The following is an 18,020-nucleotide window of genomic DNA, read 5'->3' as shown; positions in this document are numbered from 1 at the left end:
CGCGATCAGCGCGCGAGGCGACGCTAACCGGCGAGGGCGCGGTCGAGCAGGGCCGAACGTCCCGCGGAGCGACGCCCTCCCGAGCCGACGGTCGCGGGTGGTCGGCGATCCGACCCGCGCAGGGACCTTCGGCTCTCGGTCGAGCGCGGCGGCGGACGTACGGTCTCGACGACGGGCGGCCGCCCGTCGGACCGGACGGAGCGGACCATGCACGACGACGTCGAACGGATCACGATCGGCCTGGACGACACCGAGGCGAGCTGGACCGCGCTCCGGTGGGTCGCCGAGCGGGCTGCTCGGCACGCCTGTCGCGTCCGGATCGTGCGCGCGGTCGACCCGCTCGAGCCCGAGGAGGGGTGGACCCACCACCGCCTCGTGGCGGGACGCTCGCTCGTGCTGCAGTCGGCGCCGGGGACCCAGGTCGAGCTCGATGCACCGCCGGCCCCGATCGTCGACGCGCTCGTCGGTGCTGCGCAGCCGGACGACCTCCTCGTCGTCGGCAGCCACCGTCGTCGTCGCCTGCAGTCCGCGCTCACCGGGCTCCTGCCCGACCGGATCGCCGGGGCGTCGCACGTCCCGACCGTCATCGTCCCGGACGACTGGCCGAGTGGCCAGCTCGACGCCGACGTCGTGCTGGCCGTGGACGCGGACACCGCTCCCGAGGTCGTCGACTTCGCCGTCACCGAGGCCGGTCGGCACGGTGCGGTGCTCCGCGTGGTGCACACGTGGCAGGAGTCCGCGCCGGTCGGCCCGCCCGTGGTCGCCGCCGTGGTGGAGTCACCGGTCGTCGAACGGGCGGCCGCACAGGCCGTGCTCGACGACGTCGTGACCCGCATCGCTGCCGCCTCGCCGGCGCTGATCGTCCGCACCGAACTGCTCCGCGGCGCCCCCGGAGGGACGGTCGCGGTGGCGGCGGAGCACCACGGGCTGGTCGTGGTGGGGCGTCGGCACCGGTCCACCTTCGGCGGCGAGGTCCTGGGATCGGTCGCGCAGGACCTGATGGCGGAGTCGACGACGGCGCTGTGCGTCGTCCCGCTCGAGCAGGGCTGACGCCGATCAGCCGACGACCGGGACGACCGTCAGCTGGTCGATGACGAAGTGCACACCGCCGCACCGGGCAGCGGCGGCGTGCACCGCGCGGCGTCCCGCCACGGAGCTGACGGACCCGGCGATGGTCACGACGTGGTCGTGGACGTGGACGGCCACCGCGGCCCGCGGGACGACCAGCCCGACCACGCGTTCGACCCGGCTCCGGACGTCGGCGTCGGTCTCCTCGGGGTCGCACGCGTACGCACGGACGACGATCCGGTTCTCGATCGCGTGCATCGGCACGCACTGTTCCGCGAGTCCGACGGCGGTCACCCGGTCACTGTGGCAGCCCACGTCGCCGGTGAGCACGACGCGACCGTTCCGCAGCGCGACGTCGAGGGAGCTGGCGTCGAGGGAGTGCTCTGCTGCCCAGGCCCGGAGGATCCGGTCCCGCCGTCCCTCGCGGACGTGACTCACGGGGCGGCCTGGTCGAACAGCCGTCCCGTGATCGAGGTGGGCTCCAGGACGACCGTCGCGCGCTTCGGGGTGGCGAGCATCGACCGCAGCCGCTGGGCGCTGGCGTTGCGCGTGTCCGGCAGGTGGGCGGTGCCCTTCGCGACGACGCTCCAGGCGGTCCAGCCGTCGTGCTCGTCGGCTTCCACCACCATCTCGCGGCCGGCGTGCACGGCGTCGAGGATGACGGTGCTCGACGTGGCGAACACCAGCCGTCGGTCCTCGGCCACGTAGTTGACCGGGATCACCTCGAGCGATTCCTCGGTGCGGAACGCGACGCGCGCGGTACGGGAGCGGTGCAGCCGTTCCCAGCACTGGTCGGCGTCGAGCCGGACCACGAGTTCGTCGTCCGGCACGTGGTCCGGCGGCGGGGCGGTGGTCATCGTCCGACCCGCTCGTCGGGTCGGAGCACGACGGCCTCGCGTTCGATCGCCGGCAGCTCGAAGACGATGCGTGCCGGCACACGTCCCGCGAGGACGTCCGCCATCGCGTCGTTCACGTCGGCCAGCGGGCGGCGGACGGACACGACACGGGTTCGACCGGCCGCGTGCAGTGCGAACACCTCGGCGAGGTCCTGCCGCGTGCCGACGATCGACCCGATGATCGAGATGCCCTTGAGGACGGTGTCGAAGATCGGGACGGACATCGTCCCGTCCGCCGGCAGCGCCACGCAGACGAGTCGACCGCCGCGCTTCAGCGACGCGAAGGCCTGCTCGAACACCGCGGCGGACGCGGCCAGGACGACGGCGACGTCGGCGCCGCCGAGCTCTTGGACCTGCGCCGCGGCGTCGCCGGACGATGCGTCGACGGTGTGGTCGGCGCCGAGGTCACGTGCGAGTCGGAGCTTCTCCGGTTCGACGTCGACCCCGATCACGTCGGCGCCGAAGACCCGGGCGTACTGCACCGCGAGGTGCCCGAGACCGCCGACGCCGAACACGCCGACGGTCTCGGCCGGTGCGACGTGGGCGACCTTGAGCGCCTTGTACGTGGTGAGTCCGGCGCAGGTGAGCGGTGCCGCGTCCCACGGGTCGACCCCGGCGGGCACCGGTACCGCGTACTCCGCGTCCGCCACCGCGAACTGGGCGAACGCGCCGTCGATCGAGTAGCCCGTGTTCTGCTGCTGCTCGCACAGCGTCTCGCGACCGTCGACGCAGTAGCGGCAGGTGCCGCACGCGTGCCCGAGCCAGGGCAGCGCGACCCGCTCGCCGACCCGGCGGTCGGTGACGTCGGGCCCGACCGCCTCGACGATGCCGACCCCCTCGTGTCCGGGGACGAACGGCGGGGTCGGGCGGACCGGCCAGTCGCCGTGCGCCGCGTGGATGTCGGTGTGGCAGAGCCCCGACGCCTCGATCCGGACGAGCACCTGCCCGTGGCCGGGGTCCGGGAGGGGGCGGTCCTCGATGACGAGGGGCTGCCCGAGTTCGTGGACGACTGCTGCCTGCATGGTCGACCCTTCCGGTGGGTGCGTGACGGGACGACCTGTCCCTCGCCGCGTCGGCGCCCGCACGGTCACGATGTCGGTGCCGCGGCGCGACGGGCAGGGTCGGAGGTCCCGTCGACGATCTGCCGGGAGGTCGTCATCGCCGCCACGACTGCGAGGCCGCGCGTCACCGGCGACCGGTCCGTGACGCAGTCCGACGACAGCCAGACCACGCGGTCGGTGCCACCGCTGACCAGCCGGTCGCCGCGGCTGATGCGCAGGACACCCCCGGGCAGGAGCGCCGCCACGGCTCGGACGTAGCGCAGCGTGCCCGCCGTCACGTGGCCGCACAGGCCCAGCAGGACGGTCTCGTCGGCGATCAGCGCCGCGGCGAGGTGCAGGGTCGCGAGCTCGAGGGGGAAGCCGGCGTCGACGACGAGTTCCGTGCGGACACGCGTGGACCGGACCGAGCCGGCCGGGAGCGCCGCGGCGTGGGCAGCCACGTCGTGCAGGACGCGATCACAGCGGGAGCGCACGTCGCCGCCGAGCTCGTGCGCCGCCTGCGACCGGGCCTCCTGCGGGCCGACGGCGTGGCCGGACGGACCGGTCCCGGCGACCGCGATGCCACTGCACTCCGCGAGCAGTCGAGCCCGACCGGCGGTGCTGAGGGACGACCAGGCTGCGCGCGACGCGGCGCGCCCTCCTGCGGCGGTCGTCGCGGTGCGGTCGAGCGTCGTGGTCATGGCATCGTCCCCTCGGCGGGTCAGCGAGGTGACCACCATCGCCGCCGGGGCGTCGTCGTGGCAGGGTCGATGGTCCCGCGGCCTCAGCCTCGGCGGTCGCGGACCCCGTGGTCGGCGCCGTAGACCGCAGCCTGCGTCCGGCGCTCCAGACCGAGCTTCGCGAGCAACCCGGACACGTAGTTCTTCACGGTCTTCTCCGCCAGGCCCAGCCGGTCGCCGATCTGCCGGTTCGTCAGGCCGCCGGCGATGAGCTCGAGGACCTGCCGTTCGCGCATGGTGAGCTCCGGGACGTCATCGCGGACGTCCTTGGTCAGCCGTTCCACGGTCGCCGGCACGGTCGCGGCGGGCAGGAGTCGGCGACCCGCGGCGACTCGACGGATGTCCTCGAGCAGTGTCTGTCCCCGGATGTCCTTCACCACGTAGCCCGCGGCGCCGGCGAGGATCGCGGCCTGCATCGCGCGGTCGTCGTCGTAGGCGGTCAGCATGAGGCAGGCGATGTCCGGGAAGGCGGAACGGACCGAGCGGCAGGCGTCGATCCCGCTGCCGTCGGGGAGCCGGACGTCGAGGACGACGACGTCGGGCAGGGTCGCGGCGACGCGTCCGACGGTGTCGCGAACCGTTCCGGCCTCGCCCACCACCTCGAGGTCGGGTTCGGCGTCGATGAGGTCGGCAACGCCGCGGCGGACGATCTCGTGGTCGTCGACGAGGAACACCCGTGTGGTCATGGTCGCTCCGTTCCGGAGTGGGTCGGGACGGTCCACCGGACGCGCGTGCCGCCCTCGGGAGGCTCGTCGAGGCGGTACCCGCCACCGCGCAGCCGCGCTCGGGCCGCGAGGTTCGCCGTGCCGCTCCGTCGCCCGTGGTCGCCGGGCCCGGGCCCGTCGTCCTCGACCAGGACCTGGACGGCCCCGTCATCGACCGAGACCTCGATCCGGCAGCTCGCTTCGGGTGCGTGTCGGGCGACGTTCGCGAGCGACTCGCGGACGACGGCCGCGACGTCGAGCGCCAGGTCACCGGTGACCACGGTGTCGACCGGGCCGGCGAACGCGATCCGTGGTGCGGTGCTGAGCGCGGGCCCGAGTTCGGCGACGACGTCGAGCAACCGGTCGCGAGCGGTGCGTGGTCCGTGGCGGTCCGGGGAACCGAGCGCGAACACCGCAGTCCGGATCTCCCCGATCGCCTCGTCGATGATGGTCACCTGCGCGTCGATGCGTTCGCGGACCTGTTCCGGAGCACGCTCGGCAGTCGCCTGGAGGGACAACCCTGCGGCGAAGAGCCGCTGGATGACGTGGTCGTGCAGGTCCCGGGCGATCCGACCGCGGTCCTCGGCCCGTTCGAGCAGGCGGCGGTCCTTCCGTCCCCGTGCGACGGCGAGCGCCACACTCGTCTGCCGCCCGAACTCGTCGGCCATCTCGGCCTCCGTCTCGGAGAACGGCCGGGCGCCGGGGCCTCGGGAGATCATCAGGGCGCCCAGCGGCGTGCTGCCGTCACGCAGCGGCACGGCGAGTGTCGGGCCGAGCGCGGGCGCCCAATCGTAAGCGGGCAGATCGGCACCGGTCGGGTCGGCGATCACCGACCCCGTCGCCATGGCTCGTCCGGCGAGCGATCCGTCGGCACGGTAGTCCCGACCCTGCACCCCGGCCGCACCCGTGCCGACGGCGACCGCCACGTGGATCGTGTCCGGGGCGCTGCGCGGTTCGACGACGGAGACGAGCACGGCGTCGACGAAGGCGATCACCCGGTCGGCGATGAGGGTCAGCACGTCCTCGAGCGTCTCGTCGCCGACGAGTGCAGCCGACACCTCGGCGGCGGCCGTCGTCCACCGCTCGCGTTGTCGTGCCTCGTCGAAGAGGCGGGCGTTGTCGATCGCGACGCCGGCGGTGGCGGCGAGCGCCTCGACGAGCTCCTCGTCCTCGTCGCTGAACCGACCACGTGACGGGTTCGCGAGGTAGAGGTTGCCGTAGACGGTGTCCCGGACCCGGACCGGGACACCGAGGAAGCCCTCCATCGGCGGGTGCCCGTCGGGGAACCCGGCCGAGCGCGGGTCCCCGGCGATGGAGTCGATGCGGATCGCCGTGTGCTCGTGGACGACCGCACCGAGGAGCCCTTCGCCGTGCGGGGGGTGGCCGATGCGTGTGACGAGCTCGGCGTCCATCCCGACGTGGATGAACCGTTCGAGGGCGGTGCCGTCCGGGTTGATCACGCCGAGTGCTCCGTACCGGGCGCCGACGAGTTCCACGGCGGCGTGGACGACCGACCGGAGCGTGTCCTCGAGGTCGAGGTGCTCGACGATGCGGCGGTTGGCGGCGAGCAGGTGTCGGAGGCGCCCCTGGGTGCGGAGCACGTCCTGAGCACGGTCGACGAGCTCCTCGATCGTGCGTTCGAGCGCGGAGCGGGGGCCGTCGGGGAACGCGAGTCCGTCGGGCATCGTCGGGCACCCCTTCCCTGCGGAGTCCCGGCCGAACCTACTCCGTCGGCGGAGTGCGGCCGCGCGGGTCATCGCGACGGGGACGGCGTCGTCATCGCCCGTCCGGGGTCGGCGTCCGCAGCGGCGCGATGCACACCGGAGTCCGTGAGGCGGCGATGAGCTCGTGCGCGGTGGACCCGAAGAACAGCCCGCCGAGCACCGAGCGGTGCTGTCGTCCGAGGACGATCACCGAGGCCTCGCTCGCGTGTCGCCCGAGGACCTCCGAGGGGTCACCCTCCTCGAGCACGGGTCGGTGCCGGAGACCGGGGAACCGGATGTGGAGGAGTCGTTCGGCGTCGACGAGCACGCTGCGGGCGTGCTCCCGGATGAGGTCCGGGTCCTCGAGGACGCTGAGCCCTCCGACCCGGGCGCTCACCGGGGCCTTCCACGCCCGGACCAGGGTCAAGCGCCGGTGGTCCCTGACCGCCTGCGCGCCGGCGAAGCGGAGCGCCGTGTCACCGCTCGCGTCGTCGACGCCGAGCAGGACGTCGCCGCGGGTCGGACGCCAGTCCTCGGGGACGACGACCGTCGGGACGGTCGACAGTGTCGGGACGCGCTCCGGCATCCAGCCGTCGAGCGCGGTGCGGACGCGGTGCTGGCGTCGGGAGCCGATGACCAGCAGGTCTGCCCTGGCCGCGGTCTCGACCAGGACGCGGTCCGGCGCCCCGAAGAGCGTGGCCGTGGTGACCTCGACCCGGGGGTGCGCACCCGTGAGGCGTTCGGTCGCCCGATGGAGTCGTCGGTCGAGCGCGGGCACGTCCCCGCCCCAGCCGTTCGCGACCGTGACGACCTCGATGTGACTGCCGGGGATCACCCGTCGGAGCGCGACCCAGTCGACCGCGCGGTCGCTCGCGTCGTGTTCGTCGACGCCGACGACGATGTGCTCGGTCGTGACGGCGTTCCCGTCGCGCATCACCGCGCCTCGGCGTGTGCAGGCTCGCGTGTGCGGTCGTCGGACCCGGCCACCCGGCGCGGCTGGGGGACGATGCACACGGGCGCGTGCCCGCGGTGCAAGAGTCGCTCGCCGACGGACCCGGCGAGGAAGCCGCCGAGGGCGGTCCGGTGGCGCCGTCCGACGACCACGAGGGACGCGCCGCGGGACGACTGCAGCACGACGTCGCGCGGCTGGCCCTCGAGCGACGACCCGTCGACGCGCAGCGCAGGGTGCGCCCCACCGACCGCCCGCAGGGCCGCGCGGAGTTCGATGTCGGCCTCGTCGGACCAGAGCACGCGGTCCTCCTCGAGGGAGATGTCGGCGTACGGTGCCATCGCGGTCGGGACCGCCCACGCCCGGACGAGGGCGAGGTCCGCGCCGCGTCGCTCGGCGGCGTCGGCGGCCCAGGCGAGCGCGGACGCGGCGGACCGGCCGTCGACGCCGACCACGACCGGCCCGTCGCTGCGCTCCCACTCCTCGGGGACGACGACGACCGGCGTGGTTGCGTGCGCCACGATCCGTTCCGCCACCCGCCCCGTGATGGCTGCGGTGAGGGTGTGCACCTGCGGTGCGCCGATCACGAGGACGTCCCCGAGCGCGGCGTCCGCCACCAGCCGGTCGGCGGTCGGGCCGCCCGTGACGTCGTGTGTGACCGAGAGTCCCGGGTGCACTGTACGCAGGCGCTGTTCGGCGGCGTCGAGCCGGTGTTCCGACCGCGTCAGCGCCTCGCCGAAGAACTCGCTGACGGTCAGCAGTCGCACGTCGTCGACCGCGGGTTCGACGGCGTCGACCGCCCAGTCCACGGTCTTCCAGCCGGCGACGGAGTCGTCGATGGCGACGGTGTACGCGGTCATGATCGCTTCCTTCCCTGGCGGCTGCACGGTGCGTCGCCAGCGGCTCGCACCGCTTCGGTCGACGCGACGCTACGGTGCCCCGGTGGGGCCGGGGCAGGGACGAAGGTCCTCTGGCATCGTGCGGCGAGCCGACCTCGGAGGCTCGGGGGACCAACGGCCTGGCGGCCGGCGATCGCACAGCGCATCGTCGTGACCGTTGCCGACGAGAGGACCGCTCATGCCACAACCGACTCGATGGATCGTCGCGGTGGACGATTCCGATGCATCTTGGAACGGTCTGGACTGGCTCGACGTCGCCGTCCGTGACGACGACGTCGTCCGGCTCCTCACCGTGCACGAGCGGGCCGGTGAGTCCCGGGAACGGTCGACCGGGCGGCTCACGATCGCCGAGCACCGGCTGCGGGATCGCCACCCGCGCCTGCGCGTCGTCCGTGAGGTCGTCGACGGCCCGACCGTGTCCAGACTGCTCGTCGACGCGACGGACGGGGACGTGCTCGTCATCGGCGGACGCCGTTCGGAGCGTGTGTGGGCGGCACTCACCGGTCGGGTCGCCGAGCGGATCGTCGCGCGCGTCGCCGTCCCCGTCGTCGTGGTCCCCGAGCGATGGCGGGCCGGACGCGACGAAGACGCGGTCGTGGTGGGGGTCGACGGTCGCACCGCGGGGACGGCCTTGGCGTTCGCCGCCCAGCTCGCGGCGGGGTGCAGGGACGGACTCGTCCTCGTGCGGGCGTGGGAGCCGCCGACGAGCGTCTCCCCGTTCGGTGCCGTGTACCTCGAGCGCGACCGGCCGCGGTGGGAGCACGAGGGGCAGCTCGAGCTCGACGCGGCCATCCGGACCGTGAGCCGGTCGCACCCCGATCTCCGGATGCGGGGCGAGCTCCGACAGGGGAGACCGTCCGAGACGCTCGCGCGCGCGGCTGCGACGGCCTCCGTCGTGGTCGTCGGCCGGCGTCACCGTTCGGCGGTCGGCGCGTTCCTCGGCGGGTCGGTCGGCGAGTCGCTCATGCACCGCTCGTCCGTCCCGCTCTGCGTGGTGCCTCGGTCAGCACCCGCCGTCGTGCTGGCAGCAGCAGCGGAGCGCGAGCGAGCGCACGACCACGACAGCTCGCGACGCGACGCCCATCTCCGCTGGTGAGCGTGCCGGCCTCCTACCCCCTCCAGACGGACTCAGCTCCGGCGTGGCCGATGACGACGACCTCGATGATCGAGACGACGGCGACCAGCACGAGCAGCACCGGTCCGACGATCCCGACGGCCCGCACCGCGCCGCTGTTCGTCACCCGGGCGGTCCCGAAGCGGTGCCAGGCCCACCAGAGCGTCAGGAGCGCGAAGACCGCGATCGACCACGGGAGCATCCCGTCGGCGAGCTCGGTGTGCCGTTCGAGCAACGCGGTCTCCTGCTCGTGGTGCTCCAGCCACTCGCCGGAGGACGTCGCGAGCGGGACGGACACCAGTGCGACCAGCCCGATGACCGGCGCACCGACGGCGAGCCACCGTCGCGCTGCCGGCCACACGGCGACGGCGATCGCGGTGAGGGCCGCGACCGGGACCGCGACGGAGGTGAGGTGGACGAAGAGGGGGTGGAGCGGTATCCCGCCGAACTGCCAGTCCATGTCGGCCTTCCACATCGTGCGCCGATCGACACCGGCGCTGTGGCTCCAGCCAAGCGCTTCCGGGCGCCGGCATCGTTCGAAACCTCACACGAACACGACCCCGCGCTCGAACACGACGGGCACGACCTGGTTCGATCAGGACCATGACCGCACCTGAACCCCACCCCGGTGAGGCGCACGATGGCGACCTCGCAGCGCGCCTGAACTGGCTCCGCGCGGGGGTGCTCGGCGCGAACGATGGCATCGTGTCCACGGCGTCGATCGTCGTGGGGGTCGCCGGGGCGTCGACATCGGTGCCCGCCATCGCGACCGCCGGGATCGCCGCACTCGTGGGTGGCGCGGTCTCCATGGCGCTCGGGGAGTACGTGTCGGTGAGCAGCCAGAAGGACAGCCAGCGGTCACTCATCGAGAAGGAGCGCCGGGAGCTGCGGGAGGACCCGGTCGCCGAGCTGGAGGAGCTCACGCAGCTGTGGCAGGCACGCGGGCTCCAGCGGGCGACCGCCGAGACCGTGGCGTCCGAGCTCACGGAGCGTGACGCCCTCCGCGCGCACCTGACGACCGAGCTCGGGATCGACGAGGACGAGGTCGTGAGCCCGTGGCACGCGGCGTTCGCATCGGCCGCTGCGTTCTCCGTCGGCGCCGTCCTGCCGTTGCTCGCGATCCTGCTGCCCCCGGAGTCGGTCCGGGTCCCGGTGACCTTCGTCGTCGTCCTCCTCGCCCTCGCGCTGACCGGCGCGACCGGTGCGCGGATCGGCGGCGGATCGGTGCGGCGCGCGACCGTCCGCGTCGTCGTCGGCGGAGCGCTCGCCCTCGCGGCGACGTTCGCGATCGGGTCGCTCCTCGGGACGAGCGGGGTGGTGTGACGTGGCGAACATCCTGGTGGTCGAGGACGACCCCGAGATGGGTGCGCTCGTCGAACGCGGGCTCGTCGGCGAGGGGCACGCCGTGACCGTCGTGTCCGACGGCGTCGCCGCGCTCGTCCAGGCCCGCGCGCAGTCCTTCGACGCGGCCGCGATCGACGTCATGCTCCCGGAGATGTCCGGGTTCGAGGTCTGCCGTCGGCTGCGCGAGATGGGCGAGGACTTCCCGGTCGTGCTCGTCACGGCGCGCGACGCGGTGGACGACCGGGTCTTCGGGCTCGACTCCGGTGCCGACGACTACCTCACGAAGCCGTTCGCGATCGCCGAGCTCAACGCCCGCATCCGAGCCCACCTGCGCCGTCGCGCGGCGGGGACCGCGACGGTCGTCGAGGCCGGCTCGGTCCGACTCGACACCGTCGCCGTCCGCGCCGCCGTGCGCGGGCGTGACCTGCCACTGAGCGTCAAGGAGTTCTCGCTGCTGCGCTTCCTCATCCAGGGCTCGCCGGCACCGCGGACCCGCGCCGAGGTCCTCGAGGAGGTCTGGGGGAGCGCCGAGCACTTCGACCCGACGATCGTCGACCAGTACGTGAGCTACGTCCGCAAGAAGCTGCAGGCGGCGGATGCCGACGTCGCGATCCGCACCGTGCGCGGCGTCGGCTACGCGCTCGAGGTCGTGCCGACGGCATGAGGTTCCTCCGCCGCCTCTCGATCAGCGCGCGCATCACGCTCGGCAGCCTCGTCGTGGGCGCCGTGGTCCTCTCCGGGATCGCGGTCGTGCTCCACGTGCAGATCGAGCGGGCGACGATCGCGACCGACGAGTCCCTCGCCGCCGGGGACGCCGCGCCGTTCGTCTCCGACCTCCGCCACAACCCCGACGAGGCGCCGGACCGCCCCGCCGAGGACGTCCTGGTCGGGATCCGGACCTCCTCCGGTTCGTGGCTCGTCGACTCGCTGCCGCGGGACATCCGGGCGTCGCTGCCGTCCGGCGTCCCCGAGGACGAGGTCACGCTCCGTCTGCACACCGGGCACCGGCTCGTCACCGTCGTCGGGGTGCCGGTCACGAACGACGACGGCTCCGCGGTCGTGTGGGCGGCCCACGACGGCCGTGCCGGGCAGGAGACACTCGAGCGCGTGGACCGCTCGCTCGTCGTCGGGACGGTCCTGGCGCTCGTGGCGTTCGCGGCGACGGCCTGGCTGCTCTCGACGCTGGCACTCCGACCCGTGGGGCGGATGCGGCGGACCGCCGAGGACCTGAGCGCCGGGACCGCGGGCGGCCACCTGCCGGTCGGGACCTCGGACGACGAGCTCGCCGCCCTCGCCCGGACGCTCAACGCATTCATCGACCGGCAGCGTGAGAACGCCGAGCGGGAGCGGCGGATGGTGTCCGACGCCAGTCACGAACTCCGGACACCGCTCGCCGCCCTGACCGCTCGGCTCGAACTCGCGCACCGCTCGTCGGGCGATGCCGAGGCCCTCGAACGCGAGCTGCGCGGTGCCGAGGGGGACGCCGCGCGGTTGGTGGCACTCGCGAACACCATGCTCGAGCTCAGCCGGCTCGACGAGTCCGGTCCCGCACCGTCGACCCCGGCGGCCGCGCTCGTGACGGAGCTGATGGGCTCGATCGACCGCGCACGAGCACTCGGCGGTGCCGTCGACCGGGACATCGACTTCACGGCGGCACTCGACGCTCCCGACGAGCGGTACGCGCTCGAGCCCGCGGCGTTCGCCCGGATCGTGGACAACCTCGTCGCGAACGCGATCGCCGCCGGCGCCGACGGCGGTGTGATCCGGGTGACGCTCGCCCAGGACGCATCGCACGCGCTCGAACTCACCGTCGTCGACGACGGTCACGGTGTCCCCGAGGACTTCCTGCCCCAGGCCTTCGAGCGGTTCGCCCGGGCGGACAGTGCGCGGCGTGCGGTGCTCGGTGGCAGCGGACTCGGTCTGGCGCTCGTGCGCGGGATCGCCGAGCGCGCCGGTGGATCGGCGTCGCTCCGGAACGGCGAGAACGGCGAGGACGGCGAGAACGGCGGCGCGATCGCGACCGTCCGGTTGCCCGCGACCTGACGCCGATCCGACGCCGGCGTCGATCACTCGAAGTCTCGAACGAAGGACACGTCCCGTTCCGGGTTCCTCCATAGCTCCGATGCCGATGCTGTGAGCCACCCGATCACATGCTGGAGAGGAACGAGCCGATGATCGACACCGCTCGCCCCACTGCTCGTCCCGTCCCGAGACCCGTCGGAGACGACGAACCCCTCGAGGTCGCGGCCCGTCGCCGGCGCCGAGCCGGACGCCGCCGCAACGCCGTCACCGACCTGCTCGGGATCCTCGCCTGGGTCTCGGCAGCGGTGGCCGTCATGCTCTGGCTCGTGTCGCCCGGATCGCACACGGTCGTCGGCATCGGCGGCTGGCTCACCGACGCCGGGATCGTCGCGGGACTCGTCGCGACCGACCTCGTGCTCGTCATGCTCGTGCTCGCCGCGCGCGTGCCGCTCATCGACCGGACCTTCGGCCAGGACAACGCCATCGCGGTGCACCGGTCGCTCGGGAAGCCCGTGCTGTACCTGCTGCTCGCGCACGGAGCGCTCCTGACCCTCGGGTACGGCGCCTCGGCGGGCACCGGGCCGATCGCCGAGACGATCGCGCTCTTCTCCACGCCGGACATGCCGCTGGCCTACCTCGGACTCGGGCTGTTCGTCGCCGTGGTGGTGTCCTCGCTCGTCGCGGTCCGCCGTCGCCTGCCGTACGAGGCCTGGCACGTCATCCACCTCCTCAGCTACGCCGCGGTACTCGTCGCGCTGCCGCACATGCTCAGCGTCGGCAGCGTCCTCGCGCAGGGCACGTGGCAGCGGGTCTACTGGATCGCGCTGTACGTCCTGGCCCTCGGCCTGATCGCCCTGTACCGGTTCGCCCTGCCCCTCGTCGTGACGCTCCGCCACCGCATCCGTGTCGTCGGCGTCGAGCCCATCGCACCGGGCGTCGTGTCGATCCACCTCGCCGGACGGGACCTCGACCGCCTCGGGACCGAGGGCGGGCAGTACGGGGTGTGGCGCTTCTGGACCGCGCGGACGTGGTGGCACGCCCACCCGGTGTCGTTCTCCGCCGTCCCCGGCCGCGATCGTGCCCGGATCACGGTGCGTGACCTCGGCGCCGGCTCCGCGCGACTCGGCCGGATCACCCCGGGTGCGTTCGTCTCCCTCGAGGGCCCCTACGGCCTGTTCACCAGCCGCGCTCGGACCGCGCCGTACCTCGCCCTCGTCGCCTCCGGCATCGGGATCACCCCCGTGCGGTCGCTGCTCGAGGACACCGACCTCCGTCCGGGTGAGGCCACCGTGCTGCTGCGCGGGACCGACGCCGACCAGCAGTACCTGTGGCACGAGACCGCGGACCTCGCCGAGGCGACGGGCAGCCGGCTGTACACGATGGTCGGCCACCGGTCCCGCTCCCGCGAGAGCTGGATGACCGAGGAGGACGTCCGGCGCGGGGTCTCCCTCCGGTCGGTGTTCCCGAACCTGCTCCAGTCGGACCTGTACGTGTGCGGGCCGCGGACGTGGTCGGACCTCGTCGTCCGCGAAGCACGGCTCGCGGGCGTCCCCGAGCACCAGATCCACCAGGAACGGTTCGAGTCATGAGAGCACGCGTCATCGCCGGCGGGGTCGTCTCGTCGATCGCGGTCCTGGTCGTCGGGTGGCAGCTCGGCGGCCAGCCCGCGGTCACCGCACCGGCACAGCAGAGCACGACGTCCGGTGCCGGCACCACCGGTAGCAGCACCGGCACCACCGGCGGGTCCTCTGCCACCGGCACCTTCACCGGCGACACGACGCAGACCCGGTACGGCCCGGTGCAGGTCCAGATCACCGTCGCGAACGGGACGATCACCGACGTCACCGCGCTGCAGCTCACGAACAGCGACGGGCGGTCGGTGCAGATCAGTCAGCAGGCGGCCCCGATCCTCCGCCAGGAGGCGCTGCAGGCGCAGTCCGCGCAGATCCAGTCCGTCAGCGGCGCGACCTTCACCAGTGAGGGCTACACGACGTCCCTCCAGTCCGCGATCGACAGGGCCGGACTGTGAGCGGCGTCACCACCTTCGAGACGATGGGCACCGTCGTGAGCCTCCGGGGAGCCACCCCGGAGGCCGCATCCGAGGTGCGCGCCGTCTTCGCCGGCTACGACCACCGCTACAGCCTGTACGACCCGTCGTCGGTCCTCAGCCGCGTCGCCGACGGTTCGGTCCGGCTCGCGGACACCCCGTCCGAGGTGCGTGACGTCTACGCGCTCGCGCTCGACTGGCGGGAGCGCACCGGGGGCGCGTTCACCCCGCACCGCCCGGACGGCGTGATCGACCTCTCCGGCGTCGTGAAGGCGCTCGCGATCCGCGACGCCGGAGCCGTCCTCGACGCCGCGAGTGACGGCGACGGCGACTGGATGGTCAGCGCCGGCGGCGACGTGCTCGTCCGCGGACACCAGCGCGCCGACGACCCCTGGAGCGTCGGCGTCGTCGATCCGGCCCACCGGGACACCGTCGTCGGCGTCGTCCGGCTCGAGGCACCTCGTCGTGCCGTCGCGACCTCCGGCACCGCCGAGCGCGGCGAGCACATCTGGCGCCGGGCGACCGCGACGTTCGTCCAGGCGACGGTCATCGCCGACGACATCGTCACGGCGGACGTCCTCGCGACCGCGGTCGTCGCCGGCGACGAGGACGACCTCCGGCGGCTCACGAGCGAAGCCGACGTCGACGTGCTCGCGTTCGCCGCCGACGGGACGGTCTGGGCCACCCCCGGCGCCGCCGCGACCGTCCGTCAGGTCCCCGCGGCCCCCTGATCGACGGTGCCGGCCTGCTGGGACACCACGCTCAACTCTGGCTCGGGCCCGGTCCGAGCACGGTCGGGTCCGGGCCCTCGACCGGCACGTCGAGGAGCTCGACCAGGATCGTGTGGGTCGGTGTGGACCCGGTGTTCCGCCCGCTGTGTCGCTGCGCCGGGAGCCACACCGCGGTCCCGGCGGGCAACGCCACGTCGAGCTCCCTCCCGTCGGCCACCAGTCGGCGATCGAAGCCCGTCAGCGTGACCATGACGCTCGCCGGGTGTCGGTGCACGTGGGTCCGGTCGCCCGGTACGTCGGTGTAGTCGAGCAGGCGGACGTGCTCGTTCTCCCAGAGCAGCCGGTAGTGCTCGGGATCGGTCTGCAGGGGATCGTCGTCGGTCCGCATCATCGCGCTCGCCTCCTCGACGGGGTGATCGGGACTCATCCTCGTCCGGCTGTGCCGGCGCGCACCTGCGCGATCCAGAACGCGATGCGGACGCCCGGTCGTGGCACGGACGGGAGGCGCGGTGCGGGCCCGCACCGCGCCTCCCGTCCGTCCTCGGTGCGTCGAGGGCGGCACGGCCTCCGTCAGCCGGGTGTCGCGACGTGCTCGCCCGCATCGGGACCGGCCGATTCGTCGACCGGTCCGCCGATGCCCTCGACGAGCCGGATCGTCACCTCGACCAGGTCGGCTGGGGCGCCCGTCCGCTCGTCGACCAGGTCACGGATGCGCTCGCCCACCTCGCGGACCGTCTCCGGTGCCGGACGTGCGTCGTCGACGGCGATCCCCGCCCCGATCCGGAGCGCCGGGCCGTCGCGGTGCACATCGACGAGCACGTCGGGCTCCTGCAGCGCGAAGGTCGATGCGACGGCCTCCGCGGCCGCGTGCACGATCGGCCTCGTCGGGTACACGCCCGTGACGCCGGGGACGCCCCGGATCCGGTCGGTGAGGGCTCGGGACAGCGCTTCGTCGCTCACGTCGGGCTCCTACGGCAGGTAGACGTCGTCGAACACCACGTCGACGGACGCAACGGTCAGGGTGGTGTGGCGTGCGAGCGCCGCGGCGATCCGCACCCGGAGGCGGTCGGCGGTCTCGTCCGCGGGCGCCCCGTAGACGAGTCCGGCGGTCACGCGCACGTGGACGGGGGCCCCGGGGTCGCCGAGCTCGCCGTCGAGCGTGCAGCTGCCCATCACGACCCCGCCCATCGTGTCGCCGGTCCGCCGGACCAGTCCACGGACGGCGGCCTCGGTCATGGACAGGCGGAGTCGGGGATCGGGGTGGGGGACGGGCACGTCCCGACCGGGGCGGACCTCGGAGCGGATCGTCGCGAGCAACCGGTCGACCCAGTCGGTCTCGCGGTCCGGTTCGGCGTCGGCCCGGTGCTGCAGGGCGCCGAGGGAGAGTTCGCGCAGCCGCTCCATGTTCGACAGGGCGAGACGGCACGAGGCAGAGCCCTCGATGGCGGGGTCGCGTGGTGACCGGCCACGATCGAGGTACTCCGCGAGCTCCTCCATCGTGTGGCTGTCGAGGTCGTCCTCGGGCACGGGGACATCGTCGATGTCGCTCATCGCCATGCCTCCATCTCCACGGTCAGGAACCGACGGGCACGAGCGAGCAGCCCACGCACCGTCGACACCGGCAGCTCGAGTTCGTCGGCGATCTGCTGGTAGCTGTAGCCGGCCGTCTCACGCAGGAGCCAGCACCGCCGCTGGTCTGCGGGGAGGCGGTCGAGCGCGGTCCACATCGCGTCGAGCTGCATCCGCGTCTCGACGATACGCTCCGGCTGCCGAGCGACCTCGGCCGGGTGCTGCACGGTGTCGACGTCGTCGTGGTGTCGTCGTCGGCGGAGCCGGTCGAGCGCCTTCCGGGTGACGATCTGCATCACCCACGGACGGAACCGGGCGGGGTCGTTGAGGTCGGACAGTCGACGCCAGCCGGTCAGGAAGGAGTCCTGCACGACGTCGTCCGACTCGACGTTCGAACCGAGCATCTGCTCGGCGTAGAGGCGCATCACCGGGCCGTGGCGCCGGGCGAGGACCTCGAACGCCCGCACGTCGCCCTCGACGGCACGGACCACGAGGGTGGCGTCCTCCGCACGCAGGAGGGGATCGTCGTGGTCCATCCCCGCCTTCCGGTCGTCGTCCACGGTCGTCGTCCGGTCGTGGTCCGTCCACCCTGCACCGGCCGGCGGCGAAACGCCCGGGCGGACCGGAGGCCGACCGTTTCGTGACGGAACCGGGTGTCGCGTCGTCTTCTCCGCGGAATGATCGACGACAGCAACGCCACGTACTCCGCCGACCCGGTCCCGAGCGGCACCGGGTCCGACCGGCTTCCCCGCATCCCGTGCCTCAGCGTCTTCGACCGGTGGCGCTGCGGACTCGCCGACGGGCACGCGGGACACCACGAGTCGGTCGTCAGCGGCTCGGTCACGCGGTGGAACGAGGGCATCACCGGCCGCCGACTGCAGGACCTGTAGCCGCTACTCCCGTCGCCGGCGCTCCGCACGCTCGAGCCCGTGCGGCCCCGGGATCGCGCGGGAACGGGACAGCCCGCGCGACGCCGCGGCCGCTTTGCGCGCCGGGTGCCGCCGCGGTCGTCGGCGGGGGACAAGAACCCCGTCGTCCGACCCCGTTCCTGGGACATCGCTGAACAGCACGAGCCGGGTGTGACTTCCGTCTGGTGGGCCCCGTCTCATCCGTGAACAGCAACCGCTGGGATCGCCCGGCGGGTCTACGGAAGGAACGAACATGGCTGACACCACGACCACCACGACTGCTTCG

At 73.3% G+C, this 18,020-nt stretch carries 22 protein-coding genes; 9 read left to right on the top strand and 13 right to left on the bottom strand.

Annotated elements, in window-relative coordinates; all coding sequences use genetic code 11:
* Positions 1-207 precede the first annotated feature (207 nt).
* Entirely contained in the window at positions 208-1,050 is an 843-nt protein-coding gene (locus tag BIV01_RS13725) for a universal stress protein (RefSeq protein ID WP_071303194.1), read from the top strand.
* Between the two features lie 6 nt (positions 1,051-1,056).
* On the opposite strand, the gene BIV01_RS19875 is transcribed toward BIV01_RS13725, so the two are convergent.
* The 8 genes from BIV01_RS19875 to BIV01_RS13685 all read right to left on the bottom strand — a co-directional run bounded on the left by BIV01_RS19875 (position 1,057) and on the right by BIV01_RS13685 (position 7,960).
* A complete protein-coding gene (locus BIV01_RS19875) occupies positions 1,057-1,506 on the bottom strand; it encodes a BON domain-containing protein (RefSeq protein WP_071303193.1) in 450 nt (149 codons plus the stop codon).
* The gene (locus BIV01_RS13715; protein WP_071303192.1) at positions 1,503-1,925 is read right to left on the bottom strand and encodes a pyridoxamine 5'-phosphate oxidase family protein; all 423 of its coding nucleotides are present in this window, start codon (positions 1,923-1,925) and stop codon (positions 1,503-1,505) included. Before BIV01_RS13715 ends, BIV01_RS19875 begins: the two co-directional genes overlap by 4 nt.
* Positions 1,922-2,986 (bottom strand): alcohol dehydrogenase AdhP, encoded by a 1,065-nt coding sequence (adhP, locus tag BIV01_RS13710; protein WP_071303191.1) that lies wholly within the window; start codon positions 2,984-2,986, stop codon positions 1,922-1,924. Before adhP ends, BIV01_RS13715 begins: the two co-directional genes overlap by 4 nt.
* Positions 2,987-3,051: 65 nt before the next feature.
* Entirely contained in the window at positions 3,052-3,705 is a 654-nt protein-coding gene (locus tag BIV01_RS13705) for a hypothetical protein (RefSeq protein ID WP_139199364.1), read from the bottom strand.
* A gap of 83 nt (positions 3,706-3,788) precedes the next feature.
* Positions 3,789-4,430 carry a response regulator gene (locus BIV01_RS13700; RefSeq protein ID WP_071303208.1) on the bottom strand — a complete coding sequence of 214 codons (642 nt, stop codon included), beginning with the start codon at positions 4,428-4,430 and terminating at the stop codon, positions 3,789-3,791.
* A complete protein-coding gene (locus BIV01_RS13695) occupies positions 4,427-6,133 on the bottom strand; it encodes a sensor histidine kinase (RefSeq protein WP_071303189.1) in 1,707 nt (568 codons plus the stop codon). The genes BIV01_RS13700 and BIV01_RS13695 overlap by 4 nt, the downstream gene beginning before the upstream one ends.
* A 91-nt stretch (positions 6,134-6,224) precedes the next feature.
* Entirely contained in the window at positions 6,225-7,085 is an 861-nt protein-coding gene (locus tag BIV01_RS13690; RefSeq protein ID WP_139199363.1) for a universal stress protein, read from the bottom strand.
* On the bottom strand, positions 7,085-7,960 hold the full coding sequence (locus BIV01_RS13685; RefSeq protein WP_071303187.1) for a universal stress protein: 876 nt from the start codon (positions 7,958-7,960) through the stop codon (positions 7,085-7,087). Before BIV01_RS13685 ends, BIV01_RS13690 begins: the two co-directional genes overlap by 1 nt.
* A 247-nt stretch (positions 7,961-8,207) precedes the next feature.
* Between BIV01_RS13685 and BIV01_RS13680 the strand changes: the two genes are divergently transcribed.
* Complete coding sequence (locus BIV01_RS13680) at positions 8,208-9,095, top strand: universal stress protein (RefSeq protein ID WP_071303186.1); 888 nt, start codon at positions 8,208-8,210, stop codon at positions 9,093-9,095.
* A 13-nt stretch (positions 9,096-9,108) separates the two neighbouring features.
* On the opposite strand, the gene BIV01_RS13675 is transcribed toward BIV01_RS13680, so the two are convergent.
* Complete coding sequence (locus BIV01_RS13675) at positions 9,109-9,573, bottom strand: DUF2231 domain-containing protein (protein ID WP_071303207.1); 465 nt, start codon at positions 9,571-9,573, stop codon at positions 9,109-9,111.
* A 143-nt stretch (positions 9,574-9,716) separates the two neighbouring features.
* On the opposite strand from BIV01_RS13675, the gene BIV01_RS13670 reads away from it, so the two are divergent.
* The 6 genes from BIV01_RS13670 to BIV01_RS13645 all read left to right on the top strand — a co-directional run bounded on the left by BIV01_RS13670 (position 9,717) and on the right by BIV01_RS13645 (position 15,257).
* A complete protein-coding gene (locus tag BIV01_RS13670) occupies positions 9,717-10,436 on the top strand; it encodes a VIT1/CCC1 transporter family protein (protein WP_071303185.1) in 720 nt (239 codons plus the stop codon).
* 1 nt (position 10,437) lies between these two features.
* Positions 10,438-11,121: a response regulator transcription factor gene (locus BIV01_RS13665; RefSeq protein WP_083414038.1), complete on the top strand. Its 684-nt coding sequence runs from the start codon at positions 10,438-10,440 to the stop codon at positions 11,119-11,121.
* Positions 11,118-12,500, top strand: a complete 1,383-nt coding sequence (locus BIV01_RS13660) for an ATP-binding protein (protein WP_071303184.1) — start codon at positions 11,118-11,120, stop codon at positions 12,498-12,500. The genes BIV01_RS13665 and BIV01_RS13660 overlap by 4 nt, the downstream gene beginning before the upstream one ends.
* 128 nt (positions 12,501-12,628) lie before the next feature.
* Complete coding sequence (locus BIV01_RS13655) at positions 12,629-14,068, top strand: ferredoxin reductase family protein (protein WP_071303205.1); 1,440 nt, start codon at positions 12,629-12,631, stop codon at positions 14,066-14,068.
* Complete coding sequence (locus BIV01_RS13650; RefSeq protein WP_071303183.1) at positions 14,065-14,508, top strand: FMN-binding protein; 444 nt, start codon at positions 14,065-14,067, stop codon at positions 14,506-14,508. The genes BIV01_RS13655 and BIV01_RS13650 overlap by 4 nt, the downstream gene beginning before the upstream one ends.
* Positions 14,505-15,257 carry an FAD:protein FMN transferase gene (locus BIV01_RS13645; RefSeq protein WP_254791841.1) on the top strand — a complete coding sequence of 251 codons (753 nt, stop codon included), beginning with the start codon at positions 14,505-14,507 and terminating at the stop codon, positions 15,255-15,257. The genes BIV01_RS13650 and BIV01_RS13645 overlap by 4 nt, the downstream gene beginning before the upstream one ends.
* A 31-nt stretch (positions 15,258-15,288) precedes the next feature.
* Here the strand turns inward: BIV01_RS13645 and BIV01_RS13640 are convergent, their stop codons facing one another.
* The 4 genes from BIV01_RS13640 to BIV01_RS13625 all read right to left on the bottom strand — a co-directional run bounded on the left by BIV01_RS13640 (position 15,289) and on the right by BIV01_RS13625 (position 17,386).
* On the bottom strand, positions 15,289-15,648 hold the full coding sequence (locus tag BIV01_RS13640; RefSeq protein WP_254791840.1) for a cupin domain-containing protein: 360 nt from the start codon (positions 15,646-15,648) through the stop codon (positions 15,289-15,291).
* 179 nt (positions 15,649-15,827) lie between these two features.
* Positions 15,828-16,217: a hypothetical protein gene (locus tag BIV01_RS13635; RefSeq protein WP_071303182.1), complete on the bottom strand. Its 390-nt coding sequence runs from the start codon at positions 16,215-16,217 to the stop codon at positions 15,828-15,830.
* A gap of 9 nt (positions 16,218-16,226) precedes the next feature.
* The gene (locus tag BIV01_RS13630; protein ID WP_139199362.1) at positions 16,227-16,808 is read right to left on the bottom strand and encodes a hypothetical protein; all 582 of its coding nucleotides are present in this window, start codon (positions 16,806-16,808) and stop codon (positions 16,227-16,229) included.
* Entirely contained in the window at positions 16,805-17,386 is a 582-nt protein-coding gene (locus BIV01_RS13625; protein WP_254789602.1) for an RNA polymerase sigma factor, read from the bottom strand. The genes BIV01_RS13630 and BIV01_RS13625 overlap by 4 nt, the downstream gene beginning before the upstream one ends.
* A 117-nt stretch (positions 17,387-17,503) precedes the next feature.
* Here BIV01_RS13625 and BIV01_RS13620 point away from each other — a divergent pair, with 117 nt between their 5' ends.
* Positions 17,504-17,716 carry a hypothetical protein gene (locus BIV01_RS13620; protein ID WP_071303181.1) on the top strand — a complete coding sequence of 71 codons (213 nt, stop codon included), beginning with the start codon at positions 17,504-17,506 and terminating at the stop codon, positions 17,714-17,716.
* Positions 17,717-18,020: the final 304 nt, after the last annotated feature.

Origin of the sequence: Curtobacterium sp. MCBA15_013 (assembly GCF_001865095.1) — a bacterium.
Classification (GTDB): domain Bacteria; phylum Actinomycetota; class Actinomycetes; order Actinomycetales; family Microbacteriaceae; genus Curtobacterium.
Note: the sequence above shows the minus strand (reverse complement) of the source record. Positions and strands in the feature narration are given on the sequence as shown.

Coding starts and splice junctions, on each gene's coding strand:
- BIV01_RS13725 (WP_071303194.1), top strand. CDS start 208: ATGCACGACGACGTCGAACGGATCACGATCGGCCTGGACGACACCGAG.
- BIV01_RS13715 (WP_071303192.1), bottom strand. CDS start 1,925: ATGACCACCGCCCCGCCGCCGGACCACGTGCCGGACGACGAACTCGTG.
- adhP (WP_071303191.1), bottom strand. CDS start 2,986: ATGCAGGCAGCAGTCGTCCACGAACTCGGGCAGCCCCTCGTCATCGAG.
- BIV01_RS13705 (WP_139199364.1), bottom strand. CDS start 3,705: ATGACCACGACGCTCGACCGCACCGCGACGACCGCCGCAGGAGGGCGC.
- BIV01_RS13700 (WP_071303208.1), bottom strand. CDS start 4,430: ATGACCACACGGGTGTTCCTCGTCGACGACCACGAGATCGTCCGCCGC.
- BIV01_RS13695 (WP_071303189.1), bottom strand. CDS start 6,133: ATGCCCGACGGACTCGCGTTCCCCGACGGCCCCCGCTCCGCGCTCGAA.
- BIV01_RS13690 (WP_139199363.1), bottom strand. CDS start 7,085: ATGCGCGACGGGAACGCCGTCACGACCGAGCACATCGTCGTCGGCGTC.
- BIV01_RS13685 (WP_071303187.1), bottom strand. CDS start 7,960: ATGACCGCGTACACCGTCGCCATCGACGACTCCGTCGCCGGCTGGAAG.
- BIV01_RS13675 (WP_071303207.1), bottom strand. CDS start 9,573: ATGGACTGGCAGTTCGGCGGGATACCGCTCCACCCCCTCTTCGTCCAC.
- BIV01_RS13670 (WP_071303185.1), top strand. CDS start 9,717: ATGACCGCACCTGAACCCCACCCCGGTGAGGCGCACGATGGCGACCTC.
- BIV01_RS13660 (WP_071303184.1), top strand. CDS start 11,118: ATGAGGTTCCTCCGCCGCCTCTCGATCAGCGCGCGCATCACGCTCGGC.
- BIV01_RS13655 (WP_071303205.1), top strand. CDS start 12,629: ATGATCGACACCGCTCGCCCCACTGCTCGTCCCGTCCCGAGACCCGTC.
- BIV01_RS13650 (WP_071303183.1), top strand. CDS start 14,065: ATGAGAGCACGCGTCATCGCCGGCGGGGTCGTCTCGTCGATCGCGGTC.
- BIV01_RS13640 (WP_254791840.1), bottom strand. CDS start 15,648: ATGATGCGGACCGACGACGATCCCCTGCAGACCGATCCCGAGCACTAC.
- BIV01_RS13630 (WP_139199362.1), bottom strand. CDS start 16,808: ATGAGCGACATCGACGATGTCCCCGTGCCCGAGGACGACCTCGACAGC.
- BIV01_RS13620 (WP_071303181.1), top strand. CDS start 17,504: ATGATCGACGACAGCAACGCCACGTACTCCGCCGACCCGGTCCCGAGC.